This window comes from Brevundimonas sp. BR2-1, from assembly GCF_037626195.1.
In the GTDB taxonomy this organism is placed as follows: domain Bacteria; phylum Pseudomonadota; class Alphaproteobacteria; order Caulobacterales; family Caulobacteraceae; genus Brevundimonas.
Genome location: NZ_JARKMV010000001.1, coordinates 157856 through 181397, shown reverse-complemented (window position 1 = coordinate 181397; position 23542 = coordinate 157856). Strand labels below are relative to the sequence as shown.

The 23542-nt window shown below is 64.5% G+C and carries 28 protein-coding genes and 1 pseudogene; 16 read left to right on the top strand and 13 right to left on the bottom strand.

Annotated elements, in window-relative coordinates:
• The first annotated feature begins 93 nt into the window (after positions 1-93).
• A complete protein-coding gene (locus tag BrevBR_RS00945) occupies positions 94-483 on the top strand; it encodes a DUF302 domain-containing protein (RefSeq protein ID WP_292062212.1) in 390 nt (129 codons plus the stop codon).
• A gap of 90 nt (positions 484-573) precedes the next feature.
• Here BrevBR_RS00945 and BrevBR_RS00940 read toward each other — a convergent pair whose 3' ends face one another.
• Positions 574-1452, bottom strand: a complete 879-nt coding sequence (locus BrevBR_RS00940; RefSeq protein ID WP_292062210.1) for an MBL fold metallo-hydrolase — start codon at positions 1450-1452, stop codon at positions 574-576.
• 78 nt (positions 1453-1530) lie between these two features.
• Between BrevBR_RS00940 and BrevBR_RS00935 the strand changes: the two genes are divergently transcribed.
• From BrevBR_RS00935 to BrevBR_RS00920, 4 genes are read left to right on the top strand one after another with little or no spacing between them, the layout of a single operon-like run.
• Positions 1531-1875: an ArsR/SmtB family transcription factor gene (locus BrevBR_RS00935; RefSeq protein ID WP_292062209.1), complete on the top strand. Its 345-nt coding sequence runs from the start codon at positions 1531-1533 to the stop codon at positions 1873-1875.
• Between the two features lie 10 nt (positions 1876-1885).
• Entirely contained in the window at positions 1886-2209 is a 324-nt protein-coding gene (locus tag BrevBR_RS00930; RefSeq protein ID WP_292062207.1) for a rhodanese-like domain-containing protein, read from the top strand.
• Positions 2210-2222: 13 nt separating this feature from the next.
• Positions 2223-2750: a rhodanese family protein gene (locus BrevBR_RS00925; RefSeq protein ID WP_292062205.1), complete on the top strand. Its 528-nt coding sequence runs from the start codon at positions 2223-2225 to the stop codon at positions 2748-2750.
• Positions 2750-3526 carry a sulfite exporter TauE/SafE family protein gene (locus BrevBR_RS00920; RefSeq protein ID WP_292062203.1) on the top strand — a complete coding sequence of 259 codons (777 nt, stop codon included), beginning with the start codon at positions 2750-2752 and terminating at the stop codon, positions 3524-3526. The genes BrevBR_RS00925 and BrevBR_RS00920 overlap by 1 nt, the downstream gene beginning before the upstream one ends.
• A gap of 148 nt (positions 3527-3674) precedes the next feature.
• Here BrevBR_RS00920 and BrevBR_RS00915 read toward each other — a convergent pair whose 3' ends face one another.
• Together BrevBR_RS00915 and BrevBR_RS00910 are read right to left on the bottom strand one after the other, a co-directional pair.
• The gene (locus BrevBR_RS00915; protein ID WP_292062200.1) at positions 3675-4289 is read right to left on the bottom strand and encodes a class I SAM-dependent methyltransferase; all 615 of its coding nucleotides are present in this window, start codon (positions 4287-4289) and stop codon (positions 3675-3677) included.
• Between the two features lie 245 nt (positions 4290-4534).
• The gene (locus BrevBR_RS00910) at positions 4535-4921 is read right to left on the bottom strand and encodes a hypothetical protein (protein WP_292062199.1); all 387 of its coding nucleotides are present in this window, start codon (positions 4919-4921) and stop codon (positions 4535-4537) included.
• Positions 4922-5108: 187 nt separating this feature from the next.
• Between BrevBR_RS00910 and BrevBR_RS00905 the strand changes: the two genes are divergently transcribed.
• The gene (locus tag BrevBR_RS00905) at positions 5109-6326 is read left to right on the top strand and encodes a vanadium-dependent haloperoxidase (RefSeq protein WP_292062197.1); all 1218 of its coding nucleotides are present in this window, start codon (positions 5109-5111) and stop codon (positions 6324-6326) included.
• Between the two features lie 101 nt (positions 6327-6427).
• On the opposite strand, the gene BrevBR_RS00900 is transcribed toward BrevBR_RS00905, so the two are convergent.
• From BrevBR_RS00900 to BrevBR_RS00890, 3 genes are read right to left on the bottom strand one after another with little or no spacing between them, the layout of a single operon-like run.
• Positions 6428-7858, bottom strand: a complete 1431-nt coding sequence (locus BrevBR_RS00900) for an exonuclease domain-containing protein (protein WP_292062195.1) — start codon at positions 7856-7858, stop codon at positions 6428-6430.
• A gap of 10 nt (positions 7859-7868) precedes the next feature.
• Positions 7869-8393, bottom strand: coding sequence for an ImmA/IrrE family metallo-endopeptidase (locus BrevBR_RS00895; RefSeq protein WP_292062192.1), 525 nt, complete (start codon positions 8391-8393; stop codon positions 7869-7871).
• Positions 8390-8734, bottom strand: a complete 345-nt coding sequence (locus BrevBR_RS00890; protein WP_292062190.1) for a helix-turn-helix transcriptional regulator — start codon at positions 8732-8734, stop codon at positions 8390-8392. The genes BrevBR_RS00895 and BrevBR_RS00890 overlap by 4 nt, the downstream gene beginning before the upstream one ends.
• 179 nt (positions 8735-8913) lie before the next feature.
• Here BrevBR_RS00890 and BrevBR_RS00885 point away from each other — a divergent pair, with 179 nt between their 5' ends.
• From BrevBR_RS00885 to BrevBR_RS00870, 4 genes are all read left to right on the top strand, one after another.
• Positions 8914-9114, top strand: a complete 201-nt coding sequence (locus BrevBR_RS00885; protein WP_292062188.1) for a hypothetical protein — start codon at positions 8914-8916, stop codon at positions 9112-9114.
• Positions 9115-9337: 223 nt separating this feature from the next.
• Positions 9338-10876 (top strand): HesA/MoeB/ThiF family protein, encoded by a 1539-nt coding sequence (locus BrevBR_RS00880; protein WP_339999644.1) that lies wholly within the window; start codon positions 9338-9340, stop codon positions 10874-10876.
• A complete protein-coding gene (locus BrevBR_RS00875; RefSeq protein WP_339999643.1) occupies positions 10873-11370 on the top strand; it encodes a Mov34/MPN/PAD-1 family protein in 498 nt (165 codons plus the stop codon). The genes BrevBR_RS00880 and BrevBR_RS00875 overlap by 4 nt, the downstream gene beginning before the upstream one ends.
• 348 nt (positions 11371-11718) lie before the next feature.
• Entirely contained in the window at positions 11719-12354 is a 636-nt protein-coding gene (locus tag BrevBR_RS00870; RefSeq protein WP_292062183.1) for a hypothetical protein, read from the top strand.
• Between the two features lie 18 nt (positions 12355-12372).
• Here BrevBR_RS00870 and BrevBR_RS00865 read toward each other — a convergent pair whose 3' ends face one another.
• A complete protein-coding gene (locus BrevBR_RS00865; RefSeq protein ID WP_292062181.1) occupies positions 12373-13230 on the bottom strand; it encodes a hypothetical protein in 858 nt (285 codons plus the stop codon).
• Between the two features lie 153 nt (positions 13231-13383).
• Here BrevBR_RS00865 and BrevBR_RS00860 point away from each other — a divergent pair, with 153 nt between their 5' ends.
• Complete coding sequence (locus BrevBR_RS00860) at positions 13384-14562, top strand: hypothetical protein (RefSeq protein ID WP_292062178.1); 1179 nt, start codon at positions 13384-13386, stop codon at positions 14560-14562.
• 16 nt (positions 14563-14578) lie between these two features.
• On the opposite strand, the gene BrevBR_RS00855 is transcribed toward BrevBR_RS00860, so the two are convergent.
• Genes BrevBR_RS00855 through BrevBR_RS00845 form a run of 3 tightly spaced genes read right to left on the bottom strand, consistent with a single transcriptional unit; the run spans position 14579 to position 17554 of the window.
• A complete protein-coding gene (locus BrevBR_RS00855) occupies positions 14579-16369 on the bottom strand; it encodes a DUF2326 domain-containing protein (protein WP_292062176.1) in 1791 nt (596 codons plus the stop codon).
• Positions 16366-16566 carry an ABC-three component system middle component 8 gene (locus tag BrevBR_RS00850; protein ID WP_292062174.1) on the bottom strand — a complete coding sequence of 67 codons (201 nt, stop codon included), beginning with the start codon at positions 16564-16566 and terminating at the stop codon, positions 16366-16368. The genes BrevBR_RS00855 and BrevBR_RS00850 overlap by 4 nt, the downstream gene beginning before the upstream one ends.
• A gap of 31 nt (positions 16567-16597) precedes the next feature.
• Positions 16598-17554 (bottom strand): ABC-three component system protein, encoded by a 957-nt coding sequence (locus BrevBR_RS00845; RefSeq protein ID WP_292062172.1) that lies wholly within the window; start codon positions 17552-17554, stop codon positions 16598-16600.
• 189 nt (positions 17555-17743) lie between these two features.
• Between BrevBR_RS00845 and BrevBR_RS00840 the strand changes: the two genes are divergently transcribed.
• Positions 17744-18538 (top strand): hypothetical protein, encoded by a 795-nt coding sequence (locus BrevBR_RS00840; protein WP_292062170.1) that lies wholly within the window; start codon positions 17744-17746, stop codon positions 18536-18538.
• Between the two features lie 8 nt (positions 18539-18546).
• Positions 18547-18900 carry a hypothetical protein gene (locus tag BrevBR_RS00835; RefSeq protein ID WP_292062169.1) on the top strand — a complete coding sequence of 118 codons (354 nt, stop codon included), beginning with the start codon at positions 18547-18549 and terminating at the stop codon, positions 18898-18900.
• Positions 18901-19139: 239 nt separating this feature from the next.
• Here the strand turns inward: BrevBR_RS00835 and BrevBR_RS00830 are convergent, their stop codons facing one another.
• From BrevBR_RS00830 to BrevBR_RS00820, 3 genes are all read right to left on the bottom strand, one after another.
• Positions 19140-20240: an SH3 domain-containing protein gene (locus tag BrevBR_RS00830; protein WP_339999642.1), complete on the bottom strand. Its 1101-nt coding sequence runs from the start codon at positions 20238-20240 to the stop codon at positions 19140-19142.
• 750 nt (positions 20241-20990) lie between these two features.
• On the bottom strand, positions 20991-21197 hold the full coding sequence (locus tag BrevBR_RS00825; protein ID WP_292062164.1) for a helix-turn-helix domain-containing protein: 207 nt from the start codon (positions 21195-21197) through the stop codon (positions 20991-20993).
• Between the two features lie 111 nt (positions 21198-21308).
• The gene (locus BrevBR_RS00820; protein WP_292062272.1) at positions 21309-21527 is read right to left on the bottom strand and encodes a helix-turn-helix domain-containing protein; all 219 of its coding nucleotides are present in this window, start codon (positions 21525-21527) and stop codon (positions 21309-21311) included.
• Positions 21528-21651: 124 nt separating this feature from the next.
• On the opposite strand from BrevBR_RS00820, the gene BrevBR_RS00815 reads away from it, so the two are divergent.
• From BrevBR_RS00815 to BrevBR_RS16535, 3 genes and pseudogenes are all read left to right on the top strand, one after another.
• Positions 21652-22155 carry an RNA polymerase sigma factor gene (locus tag BrevBR_RS00815; protein ID WP_292062162.1) on the top strand — a complete coding sequence of 168 codons (504 nt, stop codon included), beginning with the start codon at positions 21652-21654 and terminating at the stop codon, positions 22153-22155.
• A gap of 14 nt (positions 22156-22169) precedes the next feature.
• Positions 22170-23150, top strand: a complete 981-nt coding sequence (locus tag BrevBR_RS00810; RefSeq protein WP_292062160.1) for a FecR family protein — start codon at positions 22170-22172, stop codon at positions 23148-23150.
• Positions 23151-23226: 76 nt separating this feature from the next.
• Positions 23227-23517: pseudogene (locus BrevBR_RS16535) on the top strand (STN domain-containing protein); the annotation flags it as partial.
• Positions 23518-23542: the final 25 nt, after the last annotated feature.

Below are 23542 nucleotides of genomic sequence, written 5' to 3'. Positions count from 1 at the left end.
GGCAGAGCCGGGGTCGACTGCGGGCTCACGGTCTGCACGACGGCTTGCAACGTCCGCGCGGCCAAACGGTTTTCAGGACGGAAGGAGTCCTGCATGGCTTATTATTACAGCAAGATCACCAAGCTCCCGTTCGCGGACGCCGTCGCCCGGACGCGGGAGGCGCTGAAGGACGAAGGCTTTGGCATCATCACCGAAATCGATGTGACCGAAACCTTCAAGCAGAAGCTCGACGTCGCATTCCGGCCCTACATCATTCTGGGGGCCTGCAATCCTAAGGCTGCCCACGAGGCGCTGCTCCATGAGGACAAGGTCGGGGTGATGCTGCCCTGTAATGTCATAGTTCAGCAAAGGGAAAACGGCGGCGGCAGCGAGATCGCCGCTGTCGACCCGGTGGCCTCGATGTCAGCCATCGACAATCCCGGCCTGAAGGCGAAGGCCGAGGAGATCGGTGGCAAACTCCGCCAGGCGCTGGATGCGATCTAGGGGAGCGGTATGCGACCGGCCGGGACGCCGTCGAAGACCCCGTCCAGCGGGTCAGCAAATCGCCGGCCGGGGCTTCGACTGGAGCCGGGCCTAGAGCGATCCTTCACGTTCCTTGACCGGGATCATCAGATACCGAACCCCGTTGGCTTCTGCGGGAGGGAGGCGACCAGCTCTCATGTTCACCTGGATCGACGGCAACAGCAGTTTGGGCGCGGACAGGGTCGCGTCGCGCGCCGTCCGCATGGCGACGAATTCGTCCTCCGTCACCCGATCGCTGACATGTACGCTGTTGAGCATCTGGTCGGCCACCGTGGACTCCCAAGCGTAGTCGTCGCGGCCCGGGGCCTTGTAGTCGTGGCACATGAACAGCCGGGTTTCCGCCGGAAGGGCGAGCAGCCGGCGGATGGACCGGTAGAGCTGACGGGCGTCGCCGCCGGGGAAGTCGGTCCGCGCCGTTCCGTAGTCGGGCATGAAAAGCGTGTCGCCGACGAAAACTGCGTCGCCGATCCTGTAACTCACGTCGGCGGGTGTGTGGCCGGGGGTATGGAGCACCTCTATCTCCAGCTCGCCCAGCGGCAGCCGGTCGCCGTCCGCGAACAGCCGATCGAAGTCCCCGCCGTCCGCCGCCAGATCAGCTGCGTTGAAGATCGGGCGGAAAATGCGCTGCACACCTGTGATGTTCTCGCCAATGCCGATCTGCGCCCCGGTCTTCGCCTTGATGTATGGGGCGCCGCTGAGGTGATCGGCATGGACGTGGGTCTCCAGCGCCCAACGGACGTTCAGCGCCAGGCGCGCAGCCTCGGCAAGCACCGCGGCCACCGACCGGGTGTCGACTTCGCCGGATGCGGGGTCGTAGTCTAGCACCGGATCAATGACGGCGGCTTGGCGGGTTTCGGGGTCGAACACCAGATAGGTGATGGTGTTAGTCGGCTCGTCGAAAAAGGGGCGAATTTCAGCGGAGAGGCTCACTGGAGGGCTCCATGTGTCAGTGGTGTTGACACATATATTAGCATTGCCTAAATTAGACAAGTCTAATAGAAAGCCCTGATGATACCTTCCACCGTCGCATCTCTGGACGCGCTCGCCGCCAAGGCCGGCGAAGCCGCTCGCCTGCTCCGCAGCCTGTCGAACGAGCATCGGCTGCTGATCCTCTGTCACCTGTCGGCGCAAACAGAGCTGTCCGTCGGCGCCTTGGTGGAAGAGGTCGGACTGAGCCAGTCGGCGCTGTCGCAGCATCTGGCGCGACTGCGGGCGGACGGACTGCTCGCCTATCGGCGGGATGCCCAGAGCCTGCACTACCGCATCGCCGACCCGGACGTTGTTCGCGTGCTCTCCGTGCTGAGCGACATCTATTGCCCCGAACTCTCCCCCGCCTCGCGCGGGCAAGCCTGAGGAACTCCCCATGACTGCCAAACCCATCACACCGGAAGCCGCCGCCCTCCTCATCACCGACGGCGCCCTCCTCGTCGACATTCGTGAAGCCCAGGAGTGCGCCGAGGTCATCGAGGGCGCGCAGAACGCCCCGATGTCATCCGGCGCCGCCGGGATCGCGGCGCGCCCCGGACAACCCGTGATCTTTCACTGCCGCACCGGCCGGCGCACCGAAATGAACGCCGAGGCGCTTGCCGCCTCCGTCCCGACCGGCGACGTCTACCTCCTGCAGGGCGGCATCGAAGGCTGGCAGGCGGCGGGCCTGCCGGTCTCCCCCGTGAACGACCGCAGCTAATCGAGCAAACAGCATGAACACCATCAGCCCTGTTGAGGCCGCGCGCCTCTGCGCCCAAGGCGGCGCCATCCTTGTCGACGTCCGCGAACCGGACGAACACGCCCGCGAGAAGATCGACGGGGCGGTGTCGCTGCCGCTCTCGTCCTGGGACAACGGCCAGCTCAGCACCGGCCCGGTCATCTTTCACTGCCGCAGCGGTGCCCGCACCGAGGTACAAGCCCCTCGGCTGAAGCAGAAGGCCGGGGACAGTGAATGGTTCATCCTCGAAGGCGGGTTGGACGGTTGGCGGGGCGCCGGCCTGCCTGTCGCCAAAGACGCCCGGCAGCCGCTTGAGCTGCAGCGCCAGGTGCAGCTTGCGGCGGGATCGATGGTGGCGCTGGGCACCTTGGCTGGCCTGCTTGTGTCGCTGTGGTTCCTTGCGGTTCCGCTGTTCGTCGGGTCCGGACTGACGTTCGCCGGCGCGAGCGGCTTCTGCGGCCTGGCCCGCCTGTTGGGTCGTGCACCGTGGAACCGGCGCCTGAGCCATGCCGGGGCAGCCTGATGGAGGCGCTGCAGGCGGCGCTGGCGCTTGGTTCCGGCTCTGTGGTGGGCTTCACCCTCGGTCTCGTCGGGGGCGGCGGGTCGGTGCTGGCCGTACCTCTGCTCGTTTATCTTGTCGGGGTGACCAATCCCCACGTGGCGATCGGCACAAGCGCTGTGGCCGTGGCGGCGAATGCGCTTCTCAACCTCGGAAACCACGCCCGGAGCGGGAACGTGAAGTGGCGCTGCGCGGCCGTGTTCACGGTCGCAGGAGTCCTCGGCGCGGTCGTGGGGGCCTGGTTCGGCCGGCAAATGGATGGAGAAAGGCTGCTCGCGCTTTTCGCGGTGCTGATGATGGTGGTCGGCGTGCTGATGCTGCGCAACCGCAAGGGGGTAGGCCTGCCGCACGTCACCCTGGGCCGCGACAACTTCCCCAAGCTCGTCGGCTTCGGCCTCGCCACCGGCCTGCTCTCCGGCTTCTTCGGCATCGGCGGCGGCTTCCTGATCGTGCCTGGACTCGTCGCCGCAACGGGCATGCCGATCATGAACGCGATGGCGTCGTCGCTGCTCGCTGTGACCGGCTTCGGCGTGGCGACGTCGGCAAGCTACGCTCTTGCAGGACTGGTCGACTGGACCATCGCCGGCCTGTTCGTGGCCGGCGGGTTCGCGGGTGGACTGCTCGGGACCCGCGTGGCCCGCCGCGTCGGACAGAGACGGGGAGCGCTGAACGTCCTGTTCGCGGGCCTGATATTCGTGGTCGCGACCTACATGCTCACCCGATCCATGCTGGCGCTCTGACAAAACCCGGCCGAGCACGGGCTTCGCCGAGGTGAAGAGCCGTTCCGTCGCGCGCGATAGCCCTCGCCGAGATGTCGAGGGTGATCAAGGCTGGCCGCTCTACTTGTAGCGGCTGTTCTCAGCGTCGCGCTGAAGCGGGTTCGACGTCTCACTCCACCCGACAAAAGCAATACATAAACTGCTGAGGCGTGCCCCAAGGGGTCTCGTGCACTTGCGTGACGCTGTCCAGGAGACGGAACTTCGGCCCGAACTCGCCGTGAAGGTGTTCGGCGTCGTAGCGGACAACGTCCAGTCCGCTGCACTTCTGCGGACCCTCGGGCCCGAACGTCGCGACGATCACATGGCCGCCAGGCCTGACCGCGGAAGCGACCTGCCGGACGTATGCGGCTCTGTCCTCCGCGGTTGTCAGGAAATGGAAGACGGCCCGGTCGTGCCAGACATCGTACCGAGCCGGTTCCAGTGCGACTGCCGTGATGTCGCCGGTGATCCAATGCGCGGCTGCGCCCGATGCACCGAGCCGAGCCTTGGCCACTTCGATCGCCGCTTGGGAAATATCGAGCACCGTGACGTCGCTGTACCCCCGTGCGACCAGATCATCGACGAGCGTCGCTTCCCCGCCGCCTACGTCAATAATCGCGCTGCCAAGGTCCGGCGCAGCGTTGGCTATGAGCCGCAGTGAAACCTCCAGGTGCGGCCGATACCAGCTCACGTCATCCACTGCCTTGGTCTGATAGACGTTTTCCCAATGCGCCTTGATCGTCATTGCGGCCGCTCCTGAGTCAGGCTCGAAAGCTAGGGATTTGCCCGTCCCAGCGCCATAGGAGACCAAGTCTCCAATCCGTCGGAGTCTGCACGGGCGGTCCCAAATAAACCGCTGTCCCGGTGTCGGCGGATGTCCGCTTCTGACGCATGGCCGCCTTGAGCAACGCGTAGAACGCCGCAATTGGAGCTTCGCAGAGATCTTGGAGAACCCGATTTCAAGCCGACAACTGATGTTCGATGTTTGCGCTAACCAGAAGCCGCCGAAGTTCCGAAGGCAAGCCAGCCGAATGCCAAGGTGATAGCGCCGAAAATGCCGGCCAAGAGCGACGCTTGGACAGGCAGTGCGCCTTGCAGAGCAGCGCGGCCGACGGTGATCGCCAATACCCCTGAAAACATCAAGTTGGCCAAACCAATCGGACGGCCGTAGATGCCGCCGACCCGACTCCTTCGGTTGAACCAGTTCAATAACGCGAAACCGAGCAGTGCGCCTCCGATGATCTGAAGGGCGGGCGCAAGCGCCGAAGAGGGCGATGTTGAGGAAAGCGACGCCAACTCATCGGAGGCGAAAAGGCTCGCAAGTCCGCAGATCGCGAAAGTCAAACCGGCGATTGAAAGAATGAGACGTGAGGACATGGCTTCTCAGTTACACCGGGTCCTGGCTTGGGCAACGTGTTGCCTCCATTGAGAGACCCAGTATCCCGCGACGAACCAAGGTCCGCTGATGGCGCTTCAGCGACAGCGGGGGGAGCTCGAGCCGACACCCAAGAGATCGCACCATCCCAATCGCGCTATGGGATACCAGCGATATGGAGGGCTTCCAATGCTGCTGTTCAGACTGGTCATTTTTCTGTTGCTGGTGTGCACCAGCCCTTCAAGGGCCCACGCGGACGTTCTTGAGGACTGGCTGAGGGTGGCGGATCGAGGCCCCAATGGCGCGCCCTTGCCTCCACCGCTTCAGGGCCGGCTGGAGCGAACAGCGCCCCCGCTCGTCTCACTCGCTATGTTCGAGGCGACCAACGCCGTTGATCCTCGCTACCGTAGCTACTTAGGCATCGCCAAGTCAGAACAGCCAGCTAGCGGAGAAGCCGCCGCCGCAGTCGCAGCGCATACTGTGCTGGTTGGGCTCTACCCTGAACGGCGCGCACAGCTGGACGGCGCACTTGCGCTATCGCTGTCGGGACTGCCTGCCGGGGCAAGGCTGGAACATGGACTCGAGGTCGGTCGGCGTGCGGGAGCCGCGGCCTTGGCGCGATCCCTTTTCGACGCACCGGCGGGCGAGCCCTATCGGCCGGCGGGTGAGATCGGCCGCTTCACGCCGCCGAATCTGCCCGCTTTCGCGCCGTGGTTCATGCGCGCCCAGCCGTTCTTCCTCACATCTTGGGACGAGGTGATGTCCCCGCCGCCGCCGCCGACCGCAGGCGAGCGCTACGCCCGAGACTTTGAGGAGGTCCGCCTGCTGGGCGGTGTCGGGCAAGCCAACGCTACCGGTGACAGCTTGCGGCGCGCCCAGTTCATGGCGCAGTTCAATGTCGACCCCACCGTCAGCCGCGAAGCTGCCCGCCGTGAGCGCTTGGTAGATAGGGCTCGACTATGGGCTCTCGTCCGGATGGCGTCTCTGGACGCGAACGCAGCCGTGGCTCAGGCGAAGATGAAGTACATGACTTGGCGACCATTGGGCGCCATCCGGAATGCTGATCGCGACGACAATCCGGCGACCGTCCGAGACCCGCTTTGGGAGCCGGTGATGGCGACCCCAAACCATCCGGAGTACCCCTGCGGCCATTGCGCCTTCTCAGGTTTGTTCGCCGCCCTGCTCGAGCCTGAAACAGCGAAGGGCCCGATCGAAGTTGCAAGCGAAAGCGCACCCCTGCCGGTCAACGTCAGATTTGCGGATTGGAGCGCCTTCCTGGACGCTACGAGCTTGGCGCGCATTCAGGGCGGCATGCACTTCCGTTTCTCCAATGAAGAAGGTCAGGCGCTCGGGCGGCGGGTGGGCCTCATCGCTCGCGAACGCTTCGCACCACCTCTAGAACCGTAACGCCATCCAGCCCGCGGAGATGAGCAGGGAATGTCTGCTCCGCGGCTGCGAGCTAATGCCCGCTTCTGGCGCTATGCTGCCAGTGGGCGCGCGAGGGCGGTCTAGACCGCAGGAGCGACTGATGTGACTGGCGGCCTTCCGAGGAAGGCAACAGTGCGGGCCAGCCGGGCTTTGAGCCAGACCTGATATTCGACCAGCAGTCCGTCCGGATCTTCCCCGCCAACGGCCAACGCCTCTTCCACCAGAAACAGGGCCTGCGGCAGGGTCAGGCCCGCGCCCCGCTCGTCGACCAAGCTCTCAGCCAATGCGCTGTCAGCCTCGCGCCGTTCTGTCTCGTTCAGCGCGGATCGGTGTTCACAATAGATCACTCGACGGCCGAAAACCTTGACGCGCGGGTCCTCAAGACGCTCGACGATTTCAACGCGGCGGCGCTTGCCCTCCTCATGGAAGTCGACCATCAGCGCCTCGTCAGAAGGGCCAGGAAAAACGCCGTTGTAGAGCTGTTGCTCGGGGTGGACCGCCGGTGGCGCCTCGGCCCACCGGTCCGTGTAGGCTGCCATCGCGCGGCCGCAGAATCCGGGGTTCTCGCGCAGCCACGCCGCGCGCCCCTCGGCGGTCACGGCGTCGATCCCGAACCAAGCGTCAGGAGCCTCCCAACTGGCGCACAGGGCGGGCGCTGCGTTGGTTCGAAGCCGTTTCACCGGTCCGCCCTTGCGCAGCACGGCCTCCGTCAGAGCATCCGCGGGTGCGTCATTGAGCAAGGCTGGATCCTCGGCCAGATCCCAGCACAGGTGGCCGTTGGCGTCGCCGGCCGAGCTGCCAAGCCGCGCCACCAGGCTGTGGTTAGCCTCCCCGCCGAAGAAGCGAGTGAGGAAAAACATCTCCTCGGCCTCGACGAAGTCGCGGACCACGGCCTTGTTGGAGAAGCGGATGAAGCGGTGCCAGACCTCTGGCGAGCCGGTGCGGATACGCCGGCATAGCTCCAGCGTCGTCGCGGCGTCCACCAAGGCGTCGTGAGCCGGACCCAGGGTCAGGCCGTTCGCCTCGGCGACGGCCGCCAGCCTGAAGGTCGTGCGGCCGGTCGGGCCGATCGGCAAGGTGAGGCAGGTTTCGGGTTCTGCGCAGGCCGCGAGCAGAAGGTTCATCGCATCAGTGCGGCCGTTGCCGGGGGCCGACGTGAGATAGGCGGGAAACAGCGACTGGAAAAAGGCGTGCCGAAGCATCTCTTCGTCGAAGCGGATCGAGTTGTAACCGATGAATATCCCCGGCCCCCACGCCGCCAACCGCCGGCGAATGGCGCAGACCATTTCGTAATGCGAGGGCTGGGACGCCTCGGTCAGGCGGGCGATCGAAATCCGGTTGGCGCGCAGCGCCGAGGGGTGGGGGATGACGTGCGGCTGGAGGCGGCAGCGGATCTCAAACCGGTCCAGTTCGACCAGGTCCGCGTCGGTTCGGATAGCCGCGAACTGCACGATCTGGTCGAAGCCCGGTTTAAGGCCTGTGGTCTCCGTATCGTAGAAAACGAAGCTCAAGCGAGCCTCCCTAGTCCCAGGAGCCGAGCCGGTAGCGCATCGCCGAGGGGCTGACCCGGAACTTGCGAGCCAGCGACTCGATCTTCTCGTCGTCGTCGACGTCCAGGGCGCGGGGGTCCACGAGATCCTCCAGGAACGACCGGGGCATCAGGAGTTCGGCGGCGAAGGCGTTCGCCTCGATCTCTTTCGGATCGATCCCGAGGGTGGTCATGGTGTCACGCCAAAGGACGCGGAACACCTTGTCCACATGGACCTCGTTGCGGATGTGCTCCGGGTGAAGTTCGTGATGGGCGAGTTCGTGCGCGGCCGTGAACCGCTGACGATTGGGGTGGTGGAGGGCGTTCACGCCTATGATGCCCACGCCGTCGCGGATGTAGGCCATGCCGGAGAGGTCGTCGGCGAGCGGCGCATACTGAAGGATGATGCCTCGCAACTTGATGATCCGCTCGATCGGCACCGGCGCCGATCGCACCCCCGCCTTGCCGAGCAACGTACGCGCCGCTTCCTGCGCATGGGCCGTATCGGCGAAGCTCACGATTTGACCCCGGCATTGGCGATTGCGTTCGCGATCAGGTCCTGGATCTGTGCGTGCGCTCTGGCGCTCACCGGATCGGAGACGGTCAGCGCCCGTTCCTCCACCGTCGGCCTGGCCTGGACCGGCAACAGATCCGTCACCTGGGAAAGACCGAGCGCCGCGGCGATGTCGCAGGCGTGGTGCAGGAGTACATTCTGCCGCCCGCGTTCGATGTTGGCGATGGAAGCACGCGAGAGTCCGACGCGGCGCGACAGCTCGGCTTGAGTCATCTTGAGTTGCTCGCGGCGCAAGGCGATCGCTTCGCCGAAAGCTGGATAACGGGGATCGGCGGCCATTTGCATTGTTTGATCCGCGCCGCGGGTCGTGTCAACGCGGCAAACATTATGTGATTATCACAAACACATTAATGTTTCCCTTGACCACAAACACGCTTTCGGGAATCATTGGTCGACGGGTCTCGACCCGCCGAGTCCCGGATGAACCCCTCTGGTGTTCACCCTCCCCACACACAGAGGTCGAAATGTCGAACAACAAGCCTGAAAAGCCCGATCATCCGGACAAGCCCGGCCGTCCCGACGAGCCCGGCGGTCCCGACCGTCCGCAGCACCCCGAGCACCCCACCCATCCGGACGTGCCCGGCGGTCCTCCGAGCCACACTCCGGGGCGGCCCGACGGCCCGCCCACGCCCAGCAACCCGCCGCCGCACCGCCCGGTCGGCTGAGATGCACGGGACAGCGCAGCTCCGGTCGGAGCCGATCGACTGGTGGCTGCGCTGGCCCGCGCTGTACCAAGCGGAACTGCGCGCCTTCGAACGCCGGGGCGCGGATGTCGCCGTCGTCCACGATAAGGCCGGCCAGCTGATCCTCGACATTTATTGGCGCGAGGGCGTCGAAGCCCGCCTTCGCGTTGGCTATTCGCCATGCCACCCGTTCGCCCGCGCCAATGTGTCCGCGCCCGAACTGACCCTCGCACGTCACCAGGATCCCTCAAGCCGCACGCTGTGCCTGCTGACGCAGGACGCGGGCCAGTGGGACCCCTGCGAGCGAGTCGCCGATCTGATCGCCGCGCAGCTGCCCAATGTGCTCAAGGCCGCGCAGGCCCACGCCGCGGCGCGGCCTACCGAGGCCGCCGCCGTGGAGGAGAATGCCCCCGATCCGCTCAGCACCTACTTCATACGCCAGGCGGAGCCGGACTCGATCATCGTCTTTGACGCCGGGCAGCCCGTGCCCGGGACGACGGCCGGGATCGCCGGTTTCAATGTGAGAGGGCGAGCGTTCGGCCCGAACCGCTTCGAAGGTCTGCTGCGCTCGATGGAGCCCCTGACGGGCCAATGGCTTGCGCCCCGGTTCACGCCGTGGGCCGGCATCGACCGCGAACCGCTCGTCCAGGGACGCTGGGTCAGGATGAAGCCGCGGCCGACCGACACCCCCGCCGAGATGCTCGCGGCAGCGGACAGAATCATAGAGCGGGCTGTCGCCGCCCAGCCCCAGGCGCGCGCTCGGATGGCCAGACTGGCTCAAGGCGATATGGCGTTGACTGTCATCGTGTTCGACGAGGAGATCGAATACGGACGTGTCGGCGTCGGCTTCCTGTTCCTCGCCAGCCGCCGGATCGGAAAGGGTCGTGAAACCGGGCTGGTCACAGGGGCCCGGTTCGCCCACGACGTCCTCGGCCGCGTTCCCGTCGCGAAAGCCCTGCGAGCGAAATCCGCGCTCCTGGTAGGGGCCGGGGCGATCGGCGGTTTCGTGGCCCAGGACCTCGTTCGCGCCGGTCTCGGCCGGCTGGCGATCGTCGATTCGGACAGCGTCGAGCCCGGCAACGGCGTCCGGTGGGCTCTCGCCCGGGAGTTCTGGGGTCTGCCCAAATCGCATGCGCTCTACCACCATCTGACACGGAACTACCCCGCCACCGAGGTCGTCCCCCATGTCGCCAAGATCGGCGTCGCCGTCTCCGATCCGGCCGCCGCAGCCGAGGCGAACCAGCATCAGATGGAATGGATCCGGGCGCGGGTGGCCGAAGCAGACGTGGTGATCGACGCGTCCGCCTCGACGGAGTGCCAGCGGTCCCTCGCTTCGGTCTGCCGCGACATGGGTAAGCCCTTCATCATGGGATACGCGACCGAAGGCGCCGCGGGCGGCGCCGTGGCGCGCTTCGCGCCCTCAGGAGGCGGGTGCCCGGCCTGCCTGGACGAACACTGGCACGACCAAACCCTGCCCCGACCGCCTGTCGATTCGTCCGGCACGATTACGCCCGTCGGTTGCAACACGCCGACCTTCACGGGCGGAGCGTTCGAGCTGCAGGAGGTTTCTCTTGAACTTGTCCGAAGCGCGATCGGGACGCTGGCTCCGGACGATTACGACGTCGGCGACTGGCCCTTGGCCGTCCTCTCGCTGAAGCACGGTCCCCGCCGGATCCTGCCGCGCTGGGAGACGGCCGCCGCGATCGGGCGCCATGACCGATGCTGGAGTTGCGGCGGCGCATGAAGGTTTGGATCGGGCGGGATGTATTCGAAGACCTTCTGGAACAGGCGAGGACGCTGGCACCGCTGGAGACTGGCGGTGTTCTCATGGGCTGGCGACGTGGGGGAGATCGCATCGTGATGGGGACGATCGGGCCGGGTCCCAAGGCTCTGCACGGTCGACACATGTTCCTGCCGGACCACGCCTGGCAGGTCGCCCGCATCAACGAGGCCTTTGCCGCCAGCGGGGGCGACCTTGACTACCTCGGGGACTGGCACACCCATCCAGAGAGTGAAGCCGAACTGAGCGGGCTGGACCGGCGCACACTGCAGAAGCTCGGTCGCAAGATTGCAGACTCGCTGATGCTCATTGCGGCGCCGGCGGGGGGCTGGCACGCCAACGCCTGGACCCAGCCACGGGGTCGGCTGTTTCACCCCGCACCGGCGGAACGGTGCGAACTTGCGGTGTTCGACGTTCCTTCGGACTGGCCACGCCTGATTTCGACACCGCGAGCTTGAGCCGAGCTGTGGTTCATAGCTCCGAGCGCGAACCGCTGTCCGATGTCCAAGACTGATCGCCGCCGACGCGGACCGCTGCACGAACAGCCACGGGGCCGAACGTCCGGTTCTGGCATCGGCCCGAGCGTCCGCTCTTGGCGCTTCCGAGACCTTGAGGCTCCGCTTCCGTTCGTGACTCGAAGCTGAACTTGGGAGGATCCGCTTCGCGCAGTGGCGCGCTAGGGAACTCCTTCGTTGGATGAACGCCGAGGCGCGCAGCGTCTCCGCGTCCATCAACATTCTGCGAGAACATTGCGCGAACTGTAGGTTTGGAGGGATGATGGCTTGGAACGATCACAAGAGGGTCCCATGCGTCCGACTGTTTGGTACGGCACCGCCGAATTGATCGCCGATGACTTTCGGGCCGGCACCGCCGATCGTGAGCGAGACGCCCTTTGGTGGGCGGCGGAGGGCGAGCCGTTCTCCGAGGTGCTCGACCGGGCGGGGCGGGCCCGCATGGCGAATGGAAAGCGACACCCCCATCAAAGGCGACTCACGCTCCGGGCCATCGATGCCTGCGTTGATGCGCTGTCCGCCATCTCAGGCGATCTGGAGAAGGCGACCAGATTCCACGAGGTGTTCGACCTAGTACAGAAGGCGTTCAAGCCCATACGTGGAGCCGGCGAGCTGGCTGTCTATGACGCTGCAGACCGAATCTGCGAGCGACTGGGCCATGTCTCAGAGCATGTGATCTATCTGCACGCGGGAGCGCGCGTGGGCGCCCGCCGCCTGTTGGGCGGCCGGCTTCCGAACGGTGATGCGTGGGGCATCATGTATCATCAGGTCCCCGACAGCTTTCGGGTGTTCTCGACCCACGAGATCGAGGACATCCTGTGCCGTTACAAGGATGATTTCTCTCTGGAGCCCGAGGCTCTTCGCGCGAAGTGGACAGCCGCGTCGACCGCAATGTGCGGGTCGGGAAAAGGCGTCCAACCGTCCTGCTAGACCTGCGCGTGGAGTGATTCAGTGCGACGTCGGCGTTATGGGCTTCGGGGTTCCCTGAACGAACGAGTGAGCGTCCGGGGATCGTAGAAGCGCATACAGCAGCTGCCGGGAAATGGGCTTGAGGCCGTCCGGTCCGGCCCCCTTTGGTTCGCCGTCTTCGACGAACCCAGCGAAGAAGAAGTACGAGCCCCAGTCGTCGCGGGGGTCGAGATACATCAAGCCGCCGACACGATCATTGGGACGTCGCCGGAAGATCCAGCAGGCTTTCACGAAGGGGACGCCGAGGGGTTCTGGCAACGGCAGGCCATCTCGCGCGAAAAGGTCTGCGATCCGCGCGGCCTTCGGTTCAGACTTCAGCACCTGGGCGATCGTGTCCTGGCAATCGGTGATCAGGACATAGAACGGAGCCAGGGCAGACGAGTATCCGACGAGGTCTGCCTTTGAGGTGGCGAACGCCTCGACGACCGCATCGATCTCGTTGGTGAGGGGAGAGGTTATCGCTCCGGATACCCGTTCCATCGGTGCAACGGGCAGGCCGAAGAAGGCCATCAGGACAGCGGCGTCCACACCTGATGCGAAGTCGAACGCGTCGTAGACTTCGCCGCTCTCGCCGACGAGACGCTGGACGGCGTCGCTCAGATCGGATCGGAAAATGCCGTCGAGCACCCGGCTCAGCATCGCGAGATCGACACCGGGCACGTGGACCGCGGTTTCCATCACGGCCTCGCGGTAAAGCTGCTCCTGGATATCCGGGGACACCGCCGCCAGGTCGGTCAAACCTCGGGCCGAAAGTCTGCGGCCAAGGGCCTCACCCGCCCGCTTCAACATCTCCTCGCCGGCCATCACAGCGAAGGCGTCGAAATCGGATTGGTCCATGCACGCTCCACAGGTTCTGCGATGTATCGATCGGTGCCCTAGTGACACCGATCCTGGTGGTTGAAACAAGTCGGACATCGAACTCAGGGGCGAACCGTCCACCGGTATCGTCGGCGCCGAGGCCGATTCCGCGAGGGACGGGAGGCGAGAGGCATGGGAGAGATCGCGATGGATGTCAGCGCTGAGCTCTTGGCGGCGATCTTACAGGCGCTTGAGACGCCCGCGCGAACGCGGTCGCCGTCAGCGGCCTCGTCACTCCTCGCAAGGGTGGTGAAGGAGGGATTTTTCGCGACCTGGCAGTTCGAGGACTACCTGCTCCTGACCGATCCGAGGCTGGCCGAGAACCTCGACACCACCCATCTCGAAGCGCTCTCGGCGGTCGCGGGGGCGCCGTTGCGCGACACCGTTCATCGGCCGAACGCTCGCAGCCTCGGCGTCGTTTACACACCTGCGTGGGCAGCGGATGACGCCGCCAGCCTGCTGATCCTCCTGGAAAGCCTCGGGTTTGAGATCGACCCCTCGCCCCTCGTCGAGCTTCTCCTTCCGCGGTTGCCCAGGCGCGGTCTGATCACGTCCTCTCAACTGGACATCTTCTGGTACGCCCGGACCCGGCGGAAAGCGAAGGTCAGCCTTTCGGCGGAGCCCAGACTGGCGCACTGCGACGTCCGCGAATGGGTCTTGCGCAATGGCTACAAGGTGGAGACTTGGGTCACGAAGGACGGTGCGCCAACCCATTGCGAGGTGACGGGGCCCGGCTTTCGCAACCGCAAGTCCCCGGTGAAGACGGTTTGCAGCGACTGCGGCCTGACTTGGTATCGCGGCGATCCTGACTCCAGCGCCTCACACCGAAAAGAACATCGGAAGCGGATGGTCTATCTGGACCCGGCGCCGGATCCGAACATGGTCGCCGCCATGGCTGCGGAAGCGGATCCCGAGCGAGTGACGTCACGATCGCCGCGGTGGAAGCAGGATGCGCTTGATGAGCGAGCTCTGCTCTTCAGGCAGGAGACCCACTACAGCTTCGTGGGTTGGGGCGCTCAGTACGAGAAGGACCATAGCGCGCGCGGCTTCCTGATGACCCGCGCCGACGGTGCCATTGTCGGCTGTGTCGTGTTCCGGTGGCGGGAGTATTCGAACGCCCCGGCGGCCTGGGCGCTGCAGTGGGTCTGGGTCTGCCCGGCTGGCCGTCGGACGGGTGTCCTCAGATCGCGCTGGGCTGCGTTTCGCGCCGAGTTCGGAGATTTCCGTGTCGAAGGCCCGGTCTCTCCAGACATGCTGGCCTTCTTGGCCGCAGTAGAGCCCGATCGACACGCGATGGAGGCCGACGACTAATGGAGACTTCCGGGCCTCACCACGAAGGCATGCGGAAGAGCCGTCCTTGCTCGCCCTCGTCGTGCAGCCGGACAATGATCTCGGCGTCGTCAAACACGGGCTCATCTTCGGTCCGCTTGGGCAGGTCGGAATCGATCAAGGTGATGATCGACTGAAGACCTCTGGCCGCGTAAGCCCGGAGCACCGTCAGAAGGAGCTCCTTCTTCCGGTCATCAAGCGATTCCAGAACGCCATCGTGATAGGCGAAGCGCGGGAAGCGGTCGCTCAGGTGCACGCGGAGAACGGCCAGGTCGAAGGCCACGCAGAGCAGCTTGCGATAGGTGAAGCCCATGTCGGCGCTGGTCGCGTTCCCGCCTTCGTCGAGGATCTCCGCGCGGAACTCCAAGTGCCCTTTGGTGTTGGGAAACACGTTCAGGAGAGCCTTGCGATCGAGCACCTCTTCAATGATCTCATTGAAGAAGAGCCTGATCTGCGAGAAGCGGGACGTCGGCTGACGGTTCTGGGCCTCGACGTCCTGTTCGATGAGTTCCTGGAGCGCGCCATGCTCGGCGACCAGGGTTCGGATGTCGTGCCGCAGTTCCTGGAGGCGGCGCAAATGTCCGCGCTGACGCTCTAGGGACGTAATGTCGGCGCGCAACGTCACCGTCTCGGCGGACATTCGCTTGTAGCGGAGGAAGGCATCCGTATCGCTCAAGGCCCGCAAGGTCTCTGACCGCCGTTTGCCAAGCGCGGTGAGCTCGGTGTTCACCGACTTGAGCTCGACGTCGATCTCACCGCGCTCTTCCTCAAGATAGCCTTGTCGCTCCTCGGTGATCGCGCGGTTGAAGCTGAGGAGCTGATCGAAATCCCGCTTGATCTGGCCTTCGAACAGCACGCCGGCCTGGGCGAACATCTCTCGCGCTTCGTCCGGGCTGAAGAGGATCTGATCCTCCTTCAGCGATTGATCGATCTTCTTGCGGTTGGCCTGCAGTGTGTAGCGTCGACCGTTGAGATGCGCGATGCGCTGATCGACTTCGTCAACGAGCGCTCGGGTCTGCGCCTTGTCGTCGGTGCGGAAATCAAAGGCGTCGAGCAGCTCCTGCTTTCGGTCGAGATCCTGCTGCTTCAACAGGAGCATGCCCTCGATCTTGCTGACATCGACGACCGTTCCGCCGAGTTCGTTCTGAATCGTCTGTTCGATCCGCACCTTTTCGGCGAGTTCGTCTTCCTTGGCATAGTGCTGGGTGACCAGATCACCGTCGAAGCCGAGAAGATGCGCGAGGAAGGGCTTCCAGTCGGCGTGGGCGTTGGCGAACCGCTTGAGCTGGAACACGTCGCGGAAATCGTCCTGGGAGCGCAGGAAATAGCCGAGGCCCTTGCGGTATCCCCACGGCTTCAACGCGCGCCAGTCTAGCAGACTGTCGAGCAAATCCTTGGCGCGGTCGAAAGGGACGTCCCAGTGATCCCAGTTTCTCTCGCCCAGCGCCGAGAAATCCTGCTGACCGACGACGGCCTTCTTGAACGCGATCCGGGTGGCGTCCGCCACGCTGCGCCGAACCGTCAGATAGCTGCCGTCCTCAAGTTCGACCTCAAGGAAGAAGACGAAGGCGCTGAACTGGGGATAGCGGAACAGGAAGAATTTGGGATCCTTTCCGGCGAGGAAGCCGAAATCCAGGAGGCGGCCGAGTGTCGATTTGCCCAGGTTGTGGGTGTCGCGCTGCTGGTTCTCGGGCAGGCGGATTTCTGCCAGCACGACATTCAGCCCGGCGACGAAATCGATCGGGGAGAAGATTTCAGGCTGATCGCTATAGAATCGGGAAAGCCTCATTGCGGCCCCAGATACTCGATCGCGTCGGTCTTGGGTCGGTACTCGACCAGACCAAGGAGGAAAAGGAAGTTCAGGGACGGTAGGAAGAGGGTGTCGCCGCCCGCCACCGCCTTCTTGGCGAATGCGCGCAGTTCGCTGTAACCCTCCAGCCGGCGCGACCGCAGCCGCGCCAAAAGCAGGATGGCGACGTTGATCACCGTTCGATCCGGGTGAGCGTGTTTGCTCGGTCTAAGCATCCGCTTCCCTGCCTATGTCGCAGTTCCAGTACATGTAGAACAGCACTGCACGGGTCAATCGCTTGTGAGGTCGCTGGCGCAGGATGGGATCCCGCCCGAACAGGAGGGCGAGCAGATGCTCCATCACCTCGTCAAAAGTTTGGTGGCCCTTGCGCTTGGCGATAATAGCCAGCTCGAACTCTTCCACCACGCTTTCATAGGCCCTCAAAATCTCCTCGTTCTCGGGCGCCGCCAGAAAGGATCGGATCTGGGCGGTGTCCTTCAGATAGCGCTTACGCAGGGCTTTGGCGTATTCGTCCGTGAGATTGTTGACGGCGTTCTTGGCCTCGTAGCTAACGCGTGGAACGGGCGGGGTGTCCACGGCGTCGCTGAAGTGATCCTTGTTGTTCGCCAGTGCGGTGACGACCTCGGCAAGCTCGTCGGGGCTCACGATGAGGGGCGAATCCACCGGGTCCAGGTTGGCTAGGTCCGCGACCCCGGGATTGGCCTTGAGGAAGAGGTCGAGGTCGTCGATGCCGAACAGCGCGATGGACGACACTGGCAGATCGCAGGCGCTGGAAAGGTGGGCGCGGATCTTGGCGGCGGCGTCCGCCGGCAGTCGGCGATTGGCGAACAGCATATAGAAGTCGAGCTCCCCGGCGGCCCGAAGCGCGATGATCCTCGGCGTCTCTTCCGCAATGACCGTGTTGGCGCCCGTGGGGGTGAAGAAATCCGACTCGCCGAAGCTCTTGTTGTAGCCGATCGTGTGCTTGGCCTGGGCGATCACCGGCCCACTCCAAGGCGAGGCCGTGCTGGGATAGAGCTGGGCCGTGCCCACGAATTTCGCATCCCGCCCACCATCCGGCCCCTTCGCGAAGCCTTGCACGCCAGCGCCCAGCAAGACCTTGCAGATCAGGACCACGAGCGTTTCGAACTGTTCGGGGCTGAGATCCTCGTAGGCGTATTTCATTCGGTGTCCGCGGGAATCGCTCTCGCTTCGTCAGAAGCCTCTGCAGCATGGTCGCTGTTGGGCTCCCGCTAGTCAAAGTTGTTCTGTCTGGCCCCGACGTGGTCGGACGTTGCACGCTCCGCTGTGTCTCGTAAGTTCTGCGAACGCCGATCGGGGTCGCCGGGCGACGCTATGCGGGGACGAGGCGCGATGACCGAGCTGGCGAAGGCGGCCTCAACCGAAACGAACGTGGACGCCTTCTTTGAAGTGTTCCAGGTTTTGCGGCTGGCCGCCCAGAAGGCGCGAGAGTGGATCAGGGCTCATGAGCCCCTGCTGACCTCGCTCGTTGAAACCTGGGCCCGCTATCATGCCCTCGATCAGAGCGGCTGGCTTCCTCATCACACCACACCTTTCCATCTTCTGGACCCCTCGGAACCGGACCCTGCTGTCGCGGGACGGTTGGTCGGCGACTACTATGATGCGGAATGGCCGATGGTTGAGGCGGCTTTTCGGTTACGTATCGAGACCTACGCTTTCGATGCGGAGACGCTCGCGACGTTCGACGAGGCTCTTGTCGCCCACCGCAACCGCTTGTTCCGTGCAACGCCGCGGACCCTGTTTCCAGACATTGAGCGCAAGGCGCGAGAAACTCTGAACGGGGCCGGTGTGACGTCGCAGGCCAGTCTTCGCGATCTGCGGAATTCGGTGGGAGCGCTGGGAACGTCGAACCTGACCCGCACGGGCGTCCTGAGCTTCAAGCTATACCGTATGTTCGCCGACCATCTGTACTCCAACGTAAAGACGCCGGAGCGGCTGGCGCAGGTCGCGGCCGATCCCGTGCCCAATCGACATGCAACGCTTCACGGGCTGGTGGTCTATGCCAGCTCGCAGTCCAGCCTGAATGCCCTGATCATGGCGGAATACGCTCACCTCTCCATTCTGGCGGTCGCTCAGACGCTGGCGGACCGTGCTGATCCGCAAACACACCGGCTCCCCGCCGCCTGAAGGTTCAAATGACTACGCTGACGCTAGACGATCTCCGGACGGCAACTGAGGCGCTGCAATCCGCGCTTGAACGCCAGGACGCCTATGACGGCAACAATCCCAACAAACATCAGACCGCAGTGCGTCTGGCCCGCGAGCGTCTCGATGAAGTGACGCAATCCCTTAAGGCTGTCGGGCTTTTGGTTCGAACAGAGCACGAGACACTCGAGGCGAAACTCGATCTGGCGTTTCCCAACACCGTCAGCAAGACAGCCGTCGAATACGAGGGTGCCCGATATGAGCGTTGGTATAGCCCCGCAACCCGATCGCTTTCGGGGCACCCTATGACGTGGGCCAAGGGCTGGACGCGGCTGGAGCCGTAGGTGACGAACGCGCAAACGTGTCCGCTGAATGTCAACTTGCGGACTACCAGCCAACGACCGCTTCTGGCGCGTCCCGGATATTATCGGTACGAGCAGGAAGACCTAGTCAGGGCAATCGGAATCCCGCTCGTCTCTGGCGTGTCACGAGCATTGCGGTACGCTTAGCCGGGTGCGTTCCGCGATGCGAAAGCAGCTTTTCTGCTAGGGTGCCCCCCTTGCGAGATTGTGACCGGGGAACTTCAGCCCTCCCGGTGGACGATATATTTACGAGGCGTCCAGCCGGTGATCACGGCGTCCTGGCCGTACTGGTAGACTTCCACCTTGACCCAGTCGCCGCGCTCGTCTGTGACCCGGATCAGTTCGTCGGGGTAGACGGTCGTGATCGCCGGAGCATCACGGTCGGGAGCCGTCCTGGCCGTGCACGGCTCAGTGACGCGGCGCAGGCTGCGGGCGTCGTTCTGAAGAGCGTCCCGCGTCTTTTGTTGCTCCTCGCGCAGGACCGCATCGGAATCCTTCATCACCGTTTCAAGCTGGGCGGCCGTTGGACCCGACATGGCGATTTGAACGGCCATACCGGTCCCGACAACACCGGCCAGGCCTAGCGCGCAGGCGACCACCGCAACGAGACCGGCATTGCGGAGCTCCTCGGTCAGGCCTTCTCTCAGGGCAAGGAACTGGTCCCAGATGGTTTCTACGACTGCGACAAGTTCCTCTGGTGTCGTCTCTTGCGACCCTTCCGATGCATCGATCTGGTGAGCGATGGCGACGGCTGCGACGAGCAGTTCGTTCTCCAGGTCCTCCGCCTCGTCGTAGGTCGCCAGCACAGCGCGGGCGGCGGGCCGGGCGTCGTCGTGCGCCATGCCGATCGCGGCCGTGGCCTGCCAGCCGGGCCGCATGAAGGCGCTCAGCTCCGGCGGATGGTTCAGCGGCGAAGCCTGTATGGACGCCGCGGCGGCGAGTATCTGGGCCGTCAATCCAAGTCCGAGAACGGCGTTGATATCTTTCAGCCAGTCCGCCGGCCTCGGGATCGAGGCGAGGGCACCGGAAGCCGACAAATCCCGTAACGCGCCGCCGAGCAGTTGGTTATAGACGCCGCCCTGGGCGAGACCGAGCATCCCCTTCTGGGGTGCGGCCAGCAGGCCGGCGCTTCTGAGGATGCTTTCCTTCTGTTGCAGTGCGCCGAGCGCGCCACTCCGAAGATAGGCCGGGATCACGTCAGACCGGATGCCTGTCAGAAGTCCGGGACGCTGGACGAGCGCACCGATACCACTCGTCTGGCTGATCAGGCCCTTCAGCCGGTTGGACGGGAGATCCGCGATCATGTTGTTCAACTGGGCCAAGACTCGTTAGGCCGCTGAGGCTCCGTGCCTGGGCGAGGATCGAGGGTGTCAAACCAATGCGTGCGGCTTTGGAGACCTCAGCTGCAGCCTTGGCGGTCCGGTTTCGGCGGCCCAGCCTGGCGTCTTCGGCCGCCAAGGCGAGAACCCGGGCGAGCCGCTGGAGTTCGTCTTCGTCAGGTCCGGCCGTGATGTCCGCGACTTCGGCCGCGGTTCGTTCGCGGACCCCGCCGGGGTTTGACGGGGCCGGGTCCCGAATCCAGCGCGGCCTAAGGTGCGGTTCTGCAGCGGCGAGGAAGGCCGAGGCGCCCTCATGGACGGCCGTCATTCCGAGCCCGGCGACTACCTCCGGATCGAGTGGAGTGTTTTCTCCGGCGCGGCGGCCATGGTCGCGCAGCATCGACCGAAAGACCCCGGCACCGTCGGTGACGGTCAGACCGGAGAACCAGTCCGCAAAGCGCGTCGACCATAGTTCGATCTCGACATCGCCGACGGTGGGAACGTTGAAGAGGACGGAAGAGGAGGGCAGGGTCATGGCCTCGTCGTTATCGACTGACGCGAGCGCGGGGAAGCCGGGTTTGGTCCCGGTCCACTTCCGACGGCGGTATCCTTGCGCGCATCACGTCATTCAGGCGCTGGCGACAGGGCTGGTGTCTGGTTTGAGGCTCAGGGAACGTCTGATTTGCAGGCGGCCGCCAATGTCTGCTCATGGCGCATATGAGCCGCGAGCCGAGCCCGGCATGCCATAGGTGCCTAGGGAGCGAGGAGTTTCAGAGGATCCACACCTAACGCAATCGCGATGCGTTCCACCACTTTGAGGGTTGGGTTACGGCGACCGCGTTCCAGTTCCCCAACGTAGCTGTACGACAGCCCAACATCGTGAGCGAAAGCTTCCAGGGTGATCCCGGCGGCCTGCCGTCGCTCACGCACATTCCGTCCGAAATCTGCCGCTAGACCCATCCCGGCTAACACAGCCAGATCGGCAATTTGGGCCAGTTACTATAGTAACTTCGCTCGCGAACGTGGTGTGGGAAGGGAAGACACCGCACATGTGCGATGTGCCCGATAGCCTTATTGGGCCTCCAATGGCCGCAGAAGCAGATGCGGCTCCACCGCCAAGCTAACCGCGAGTCTTTCGATGACTGCCAAGGTTGGGTTTCTCAGCCCTCGCTCGATCTCGCCGAGGTAACTGTAAGACAGGCCAGCGTCCTCGGCCAATGCTTCGATCGTGATCTCTCGCCAGAGCCGAGCTCGCCGAACGTTCTGACCAAATTGAGCCCGCAACTCCATCGCCATAGGCGCACGGATTTGAGCGCATCGGGCCAGTCACTATAGTAACCATTCTGGCTGTCCGCTAGATTCTCGAACGGCCAGTTGAAGTGACTCGCCGATACGCTGTTAGGCGGAGACATCCGTGTCCCACGGCTCTGATCGACTAGGTGATCCCGGACGGGGGGGCATATCGGCCTTTTACGATCGTTACGCCGCTTGGCTGAAGGCTCGGCTGGTAAGGCGATACGGCGTTCAGGATGCGGAGGATTTGTTTCAGGAAACTTGGTTGCGGGTCGGCCCGTATCAAGCCGCTCAGGCCGTTCGGCATCCCAAAGCGCTCTTGCTGCGCATCGCTTCAAATCTGGCGGCGGACCTTTATGCCGGACGAGATCGTCGGGCTCGTTGCGCCCGAGAAGTTGGTCAACTGGACGGGTGGGGCTTTGAAATGCCTGCTCAGACCGATGAGGTGCTGGCGAAGCAGCTTGTTCTCAGCTTGCCTGTGCCCCTACGCGATGTCTTTGTGCTATCCCGGTTCGGCGGTCTGACGAACACTCAGATCGGAGAGCAGCTCGGGATTTCTCCCAAAACCGTTGAGTGGCGCATGACCAAGGCCCTGGCTCACTGCGCAGCCCAGCTTCGGCGCTAGAGATGGGGCGCATCATGACCAGCCCGACGGTCCGGGTTGAAACCACGGAGACGGAGGCGGCCGCCTGGCACGCCCGGCTGGGCGCGCGTAACGTAAGCACTGGCACGATCGAGGAATTCTTCGCCTGGCGCGCGGTGCCGGCGAACGCTGAGGCCTACCGCCGTGTCGAGAAGGTCTGGGCCGATACGGGCAAGCTGGCGGACGACCCCGCCATCCTGGAGGCCCTTGATGCGGCGATGTCGCGCAAGACCGGCAGCGGTCGCTCCCGTGCGGTGCCGCGCGGTCTTCTGGGCTTGGCTGCGGTCGGCGCGGCGGCGGCGCTGGCGATCGGCGGATGGTCCTGGATGCAGAGCAGGACCGTTTTCGTCACGGCCGTGGGCGAACAGCGCGTGGTGCAGTTGGCGGACGGTTCGTCGATCCGGCTGGATACGGCCTCGCGGGTCAGGGTTCGGTTCGCGGGTGATCAACGCCTTGTGGATCTGGAGCATGGACAGGCGCTATTTACCGTGGCGCACGACCGGACGAGGCCGTTCGTCGTCCAGGCGGGCGGGACGCAGGTAACGGCGGTCGGCACGGTCTTCGATGTTCGCCGCGACGGTGCCGCCGTCAGCGTGACCCTGGTGTCCGGCGTGGTCGATGTGGCGCCGGCGGGGGAGGGCAGGGCAGTGCAGCGGTTGGCGGCCGGCCAGCATGCCCGCGTAAGCGCTGGAGAGGTCGCCCTCCGTTCTGTCGATGTGCGGGCCGAGACCAGCTGGACGGACGGGCGGATCGTCTTCCGCGATACGCCGCTGCGTCTGGCCGTGGCCGAAGTGAACCGGTATCTGACGGCAAAGATCGAACTGGACGCCACTTCGCTGGACGCGGTCCCGGTCAACGGGGTGTTCAAAGCGGGGGACCGGGACGCCTTCGTCTCCACGGCCTCGCAGGTGTTCGAACTTGAAGTCTCTCCGGGGCCGGATGGAGCCGTCCGCCTCTCGGAGCGAAAAAATAATTGAGAAACCTCTCCGGGGTTACCCGGGGTCTGAACCGTCTCTTCTCTGACGCCATGTGGCGGGGAGGGGAGCCAAGAATATGAGTCGCTCGAGTCTTTTGTCCTGCAGTGCGCTGGTCGCCTGCGTTCTCGCCGTCGGGACGACGGCCTGCGCCCAGGAGGCGCGCGAGTTCAACATCCCGGCCGGGTCGCTGGGAGACGCGTTGAACCTGTTCGCGACCCAGTCGGACCAGCAGATATTTTTCACCGGGGATCTGGTCGCCGGCCTGCGGACGCCGGGGTTGAGGGGGCGGTATGCGCCGCAGGAGGCGTTGAACACCCTGCTACGAGGATCGGGACTGTCGTGGTCCCAGACGCGTCCGGGGGTCATTTTTCTGCGGCGAGGGGAGGGCGGTG

What these genes read in the sequence shown, in the direction of transcription:
- BrevBR_RS00820 (WP_292062272.1), bottom strand. Translation starts at nt 21,527, where the DNA reads ATGGAGTTGCGGGCTCAATTTGGTCAGAACGTTCGGCGAGCTCGGCTC.
- BrevBR_RS00865 (WP_292062181.1), bottom strand. Translation starts at nt 13,230, where the DNA reads ATGGACCAATCCGATTTCGACGCCTTCGCTGTGATGGCCGGCGAGGAG.
- BrevBR_RS00835 (WP_292062169.1), top strand. Translation starts at nt 18,547, where the DNA reads ATGACTACGCTGACGCTAGACGATCTCCGGACGGCAACTGAGGCGCTG.
- BrevBR_RS00825 (WP_292062164.1), bottom strand. Translation starts at nt 21,197, where the DNA reads ATGGGTCTAGCGGCAGATTTCGGACGGAATGTGCGTGAGCGACGGCAG.
- BrevBR_RS00890 (WP_292062190.1), bottom strand. Translation starts at nt 8,734, where the DNA reads ATGCAAATGGCCGCCGATCCCCGTTATCCAGCTTTCGGCGAAGCGATC.
- BrevBR_RS00860 (WP_292062178.1), top strand. Translation starts at nt 13,384, where the DNA reads ATGGGAGAGATCGCGATGGATGTCAGCGCTGAGCTCTTGGCGGCGATC.
- BrevBR_RS00870 (WP_292062183.1), top strand. Translation starts at nt 11,719, where the DNA reads ATGCGTCCGACTGTTTGGTACGGCACCGCCGAATTGATCGCCGATGAC.
- BrevBR_RS00915 (WP_292062200.1), bottom strand. Translation starts at nt 4,289, where the DNA reads ATGACGATCAAGGCGCATTGGGAAAACGTCTATCAGACCAAGGCAGTG.
- BrevBR_RS00920 (WP_292062203.1), top strand. Translation starts at nt 2,750, where the DNA reads ATGGAGGCGCTGCAGGCGGCGCTGGCGCTTGGTTCCGGCTCTGTGGTG.
- BrevBR_RS00840 (WP_292062170.1), top strand. Translation starts at nt 17,744, where the DNA reads ATGACCGAGCTGGCGAAGGCGGCCTCAACCGAAACGAACGTGGACGCC.
- BrevBR_RS00810 (WP_292062160.1), top strand. Translation starts at nt 22,170, where the DNA reads ATGACCAGCCCGACGGTCCGGGTTGAAACCACGGAGACGGAGGCGGCC.
- BrevBR_RS00875 (WP_339999643.1), top strand. Translation starts at nt 10,873, where the DNA reads ATGAAGGTTTGGATCGGGCGGGATGTATTCGAAGACCTTCTGGAACAG.
- BrevBR_RS00855 (WP_292062176.1), bottom strand. Translation starts at nt 16,369, where the DNA reads ATGAGGCTTTCCCGATTCTATAGCGATCAGCCTGAAATCTTCTCCCCG.
- BrevBR_RS00885 (WP_292062188.1), top strand. Translation starts at nt 8,914, where the DNA reads ATGTCGAACAACAAGCCTGAAAAGCCCGATCATCCGGACAAGCCCGGC.
- BrevBR_RS00945 (WP_292062212.1), top strand. Translation starts at nt 94, where the DNA reads ATGGCTTATTATTACAGCAAGATCACCAAGCTCCCGTTCGCGGACGCC.
- BrevBR_RS00925 (WP_292062205.1), top strand. Translation starts at nt 2,223, where the DNA reads ATGAACACCATCAGCCCTGTTGAGGCCGCGCGCCTCTGCGCCCAAGGC.
- BrevBR_RS00930 (WP_292062207.1), top strand. Translation starts at nt 1,886, where the DNA reads ATGACTGCCAAACCCATCACACCGGAAGCCGCCGCCCTCCTCATCACC.
- BrevBR_RS00910 (WP_292062199.1), bottom strand. Translation starts at nt 4,921, where the DNA reads ATGTCCTCACGTCTCATTCTTTCAATCGCCGGTTTGACTTTCGCGATC.
- BrevBR_RS00935 (WP_292062209.1), top strand. Translation starts at nt 1,531, where the DNA reads ATGATACCTTCCACCGTCGCATCTCTGGACGCGCTCGCCGCCAAGGCC.
- BrevBR_RS00905 (WP_292062197.1), top strand. Translation starts at nt 5,109, where the DNA reads ATGCTGCTGTTCAGACTGGTCATTTTTCTGTTGCTGGTGTGCACCAGC.
- BrevBR_RS00845 (WP_292062172.1), bottom strand. Translation starts at nt 17,554, where the DNA reads ATGAAATACGCCTACGAGGATCTCAGCCCCGAACAGTTCGAAACGCTC.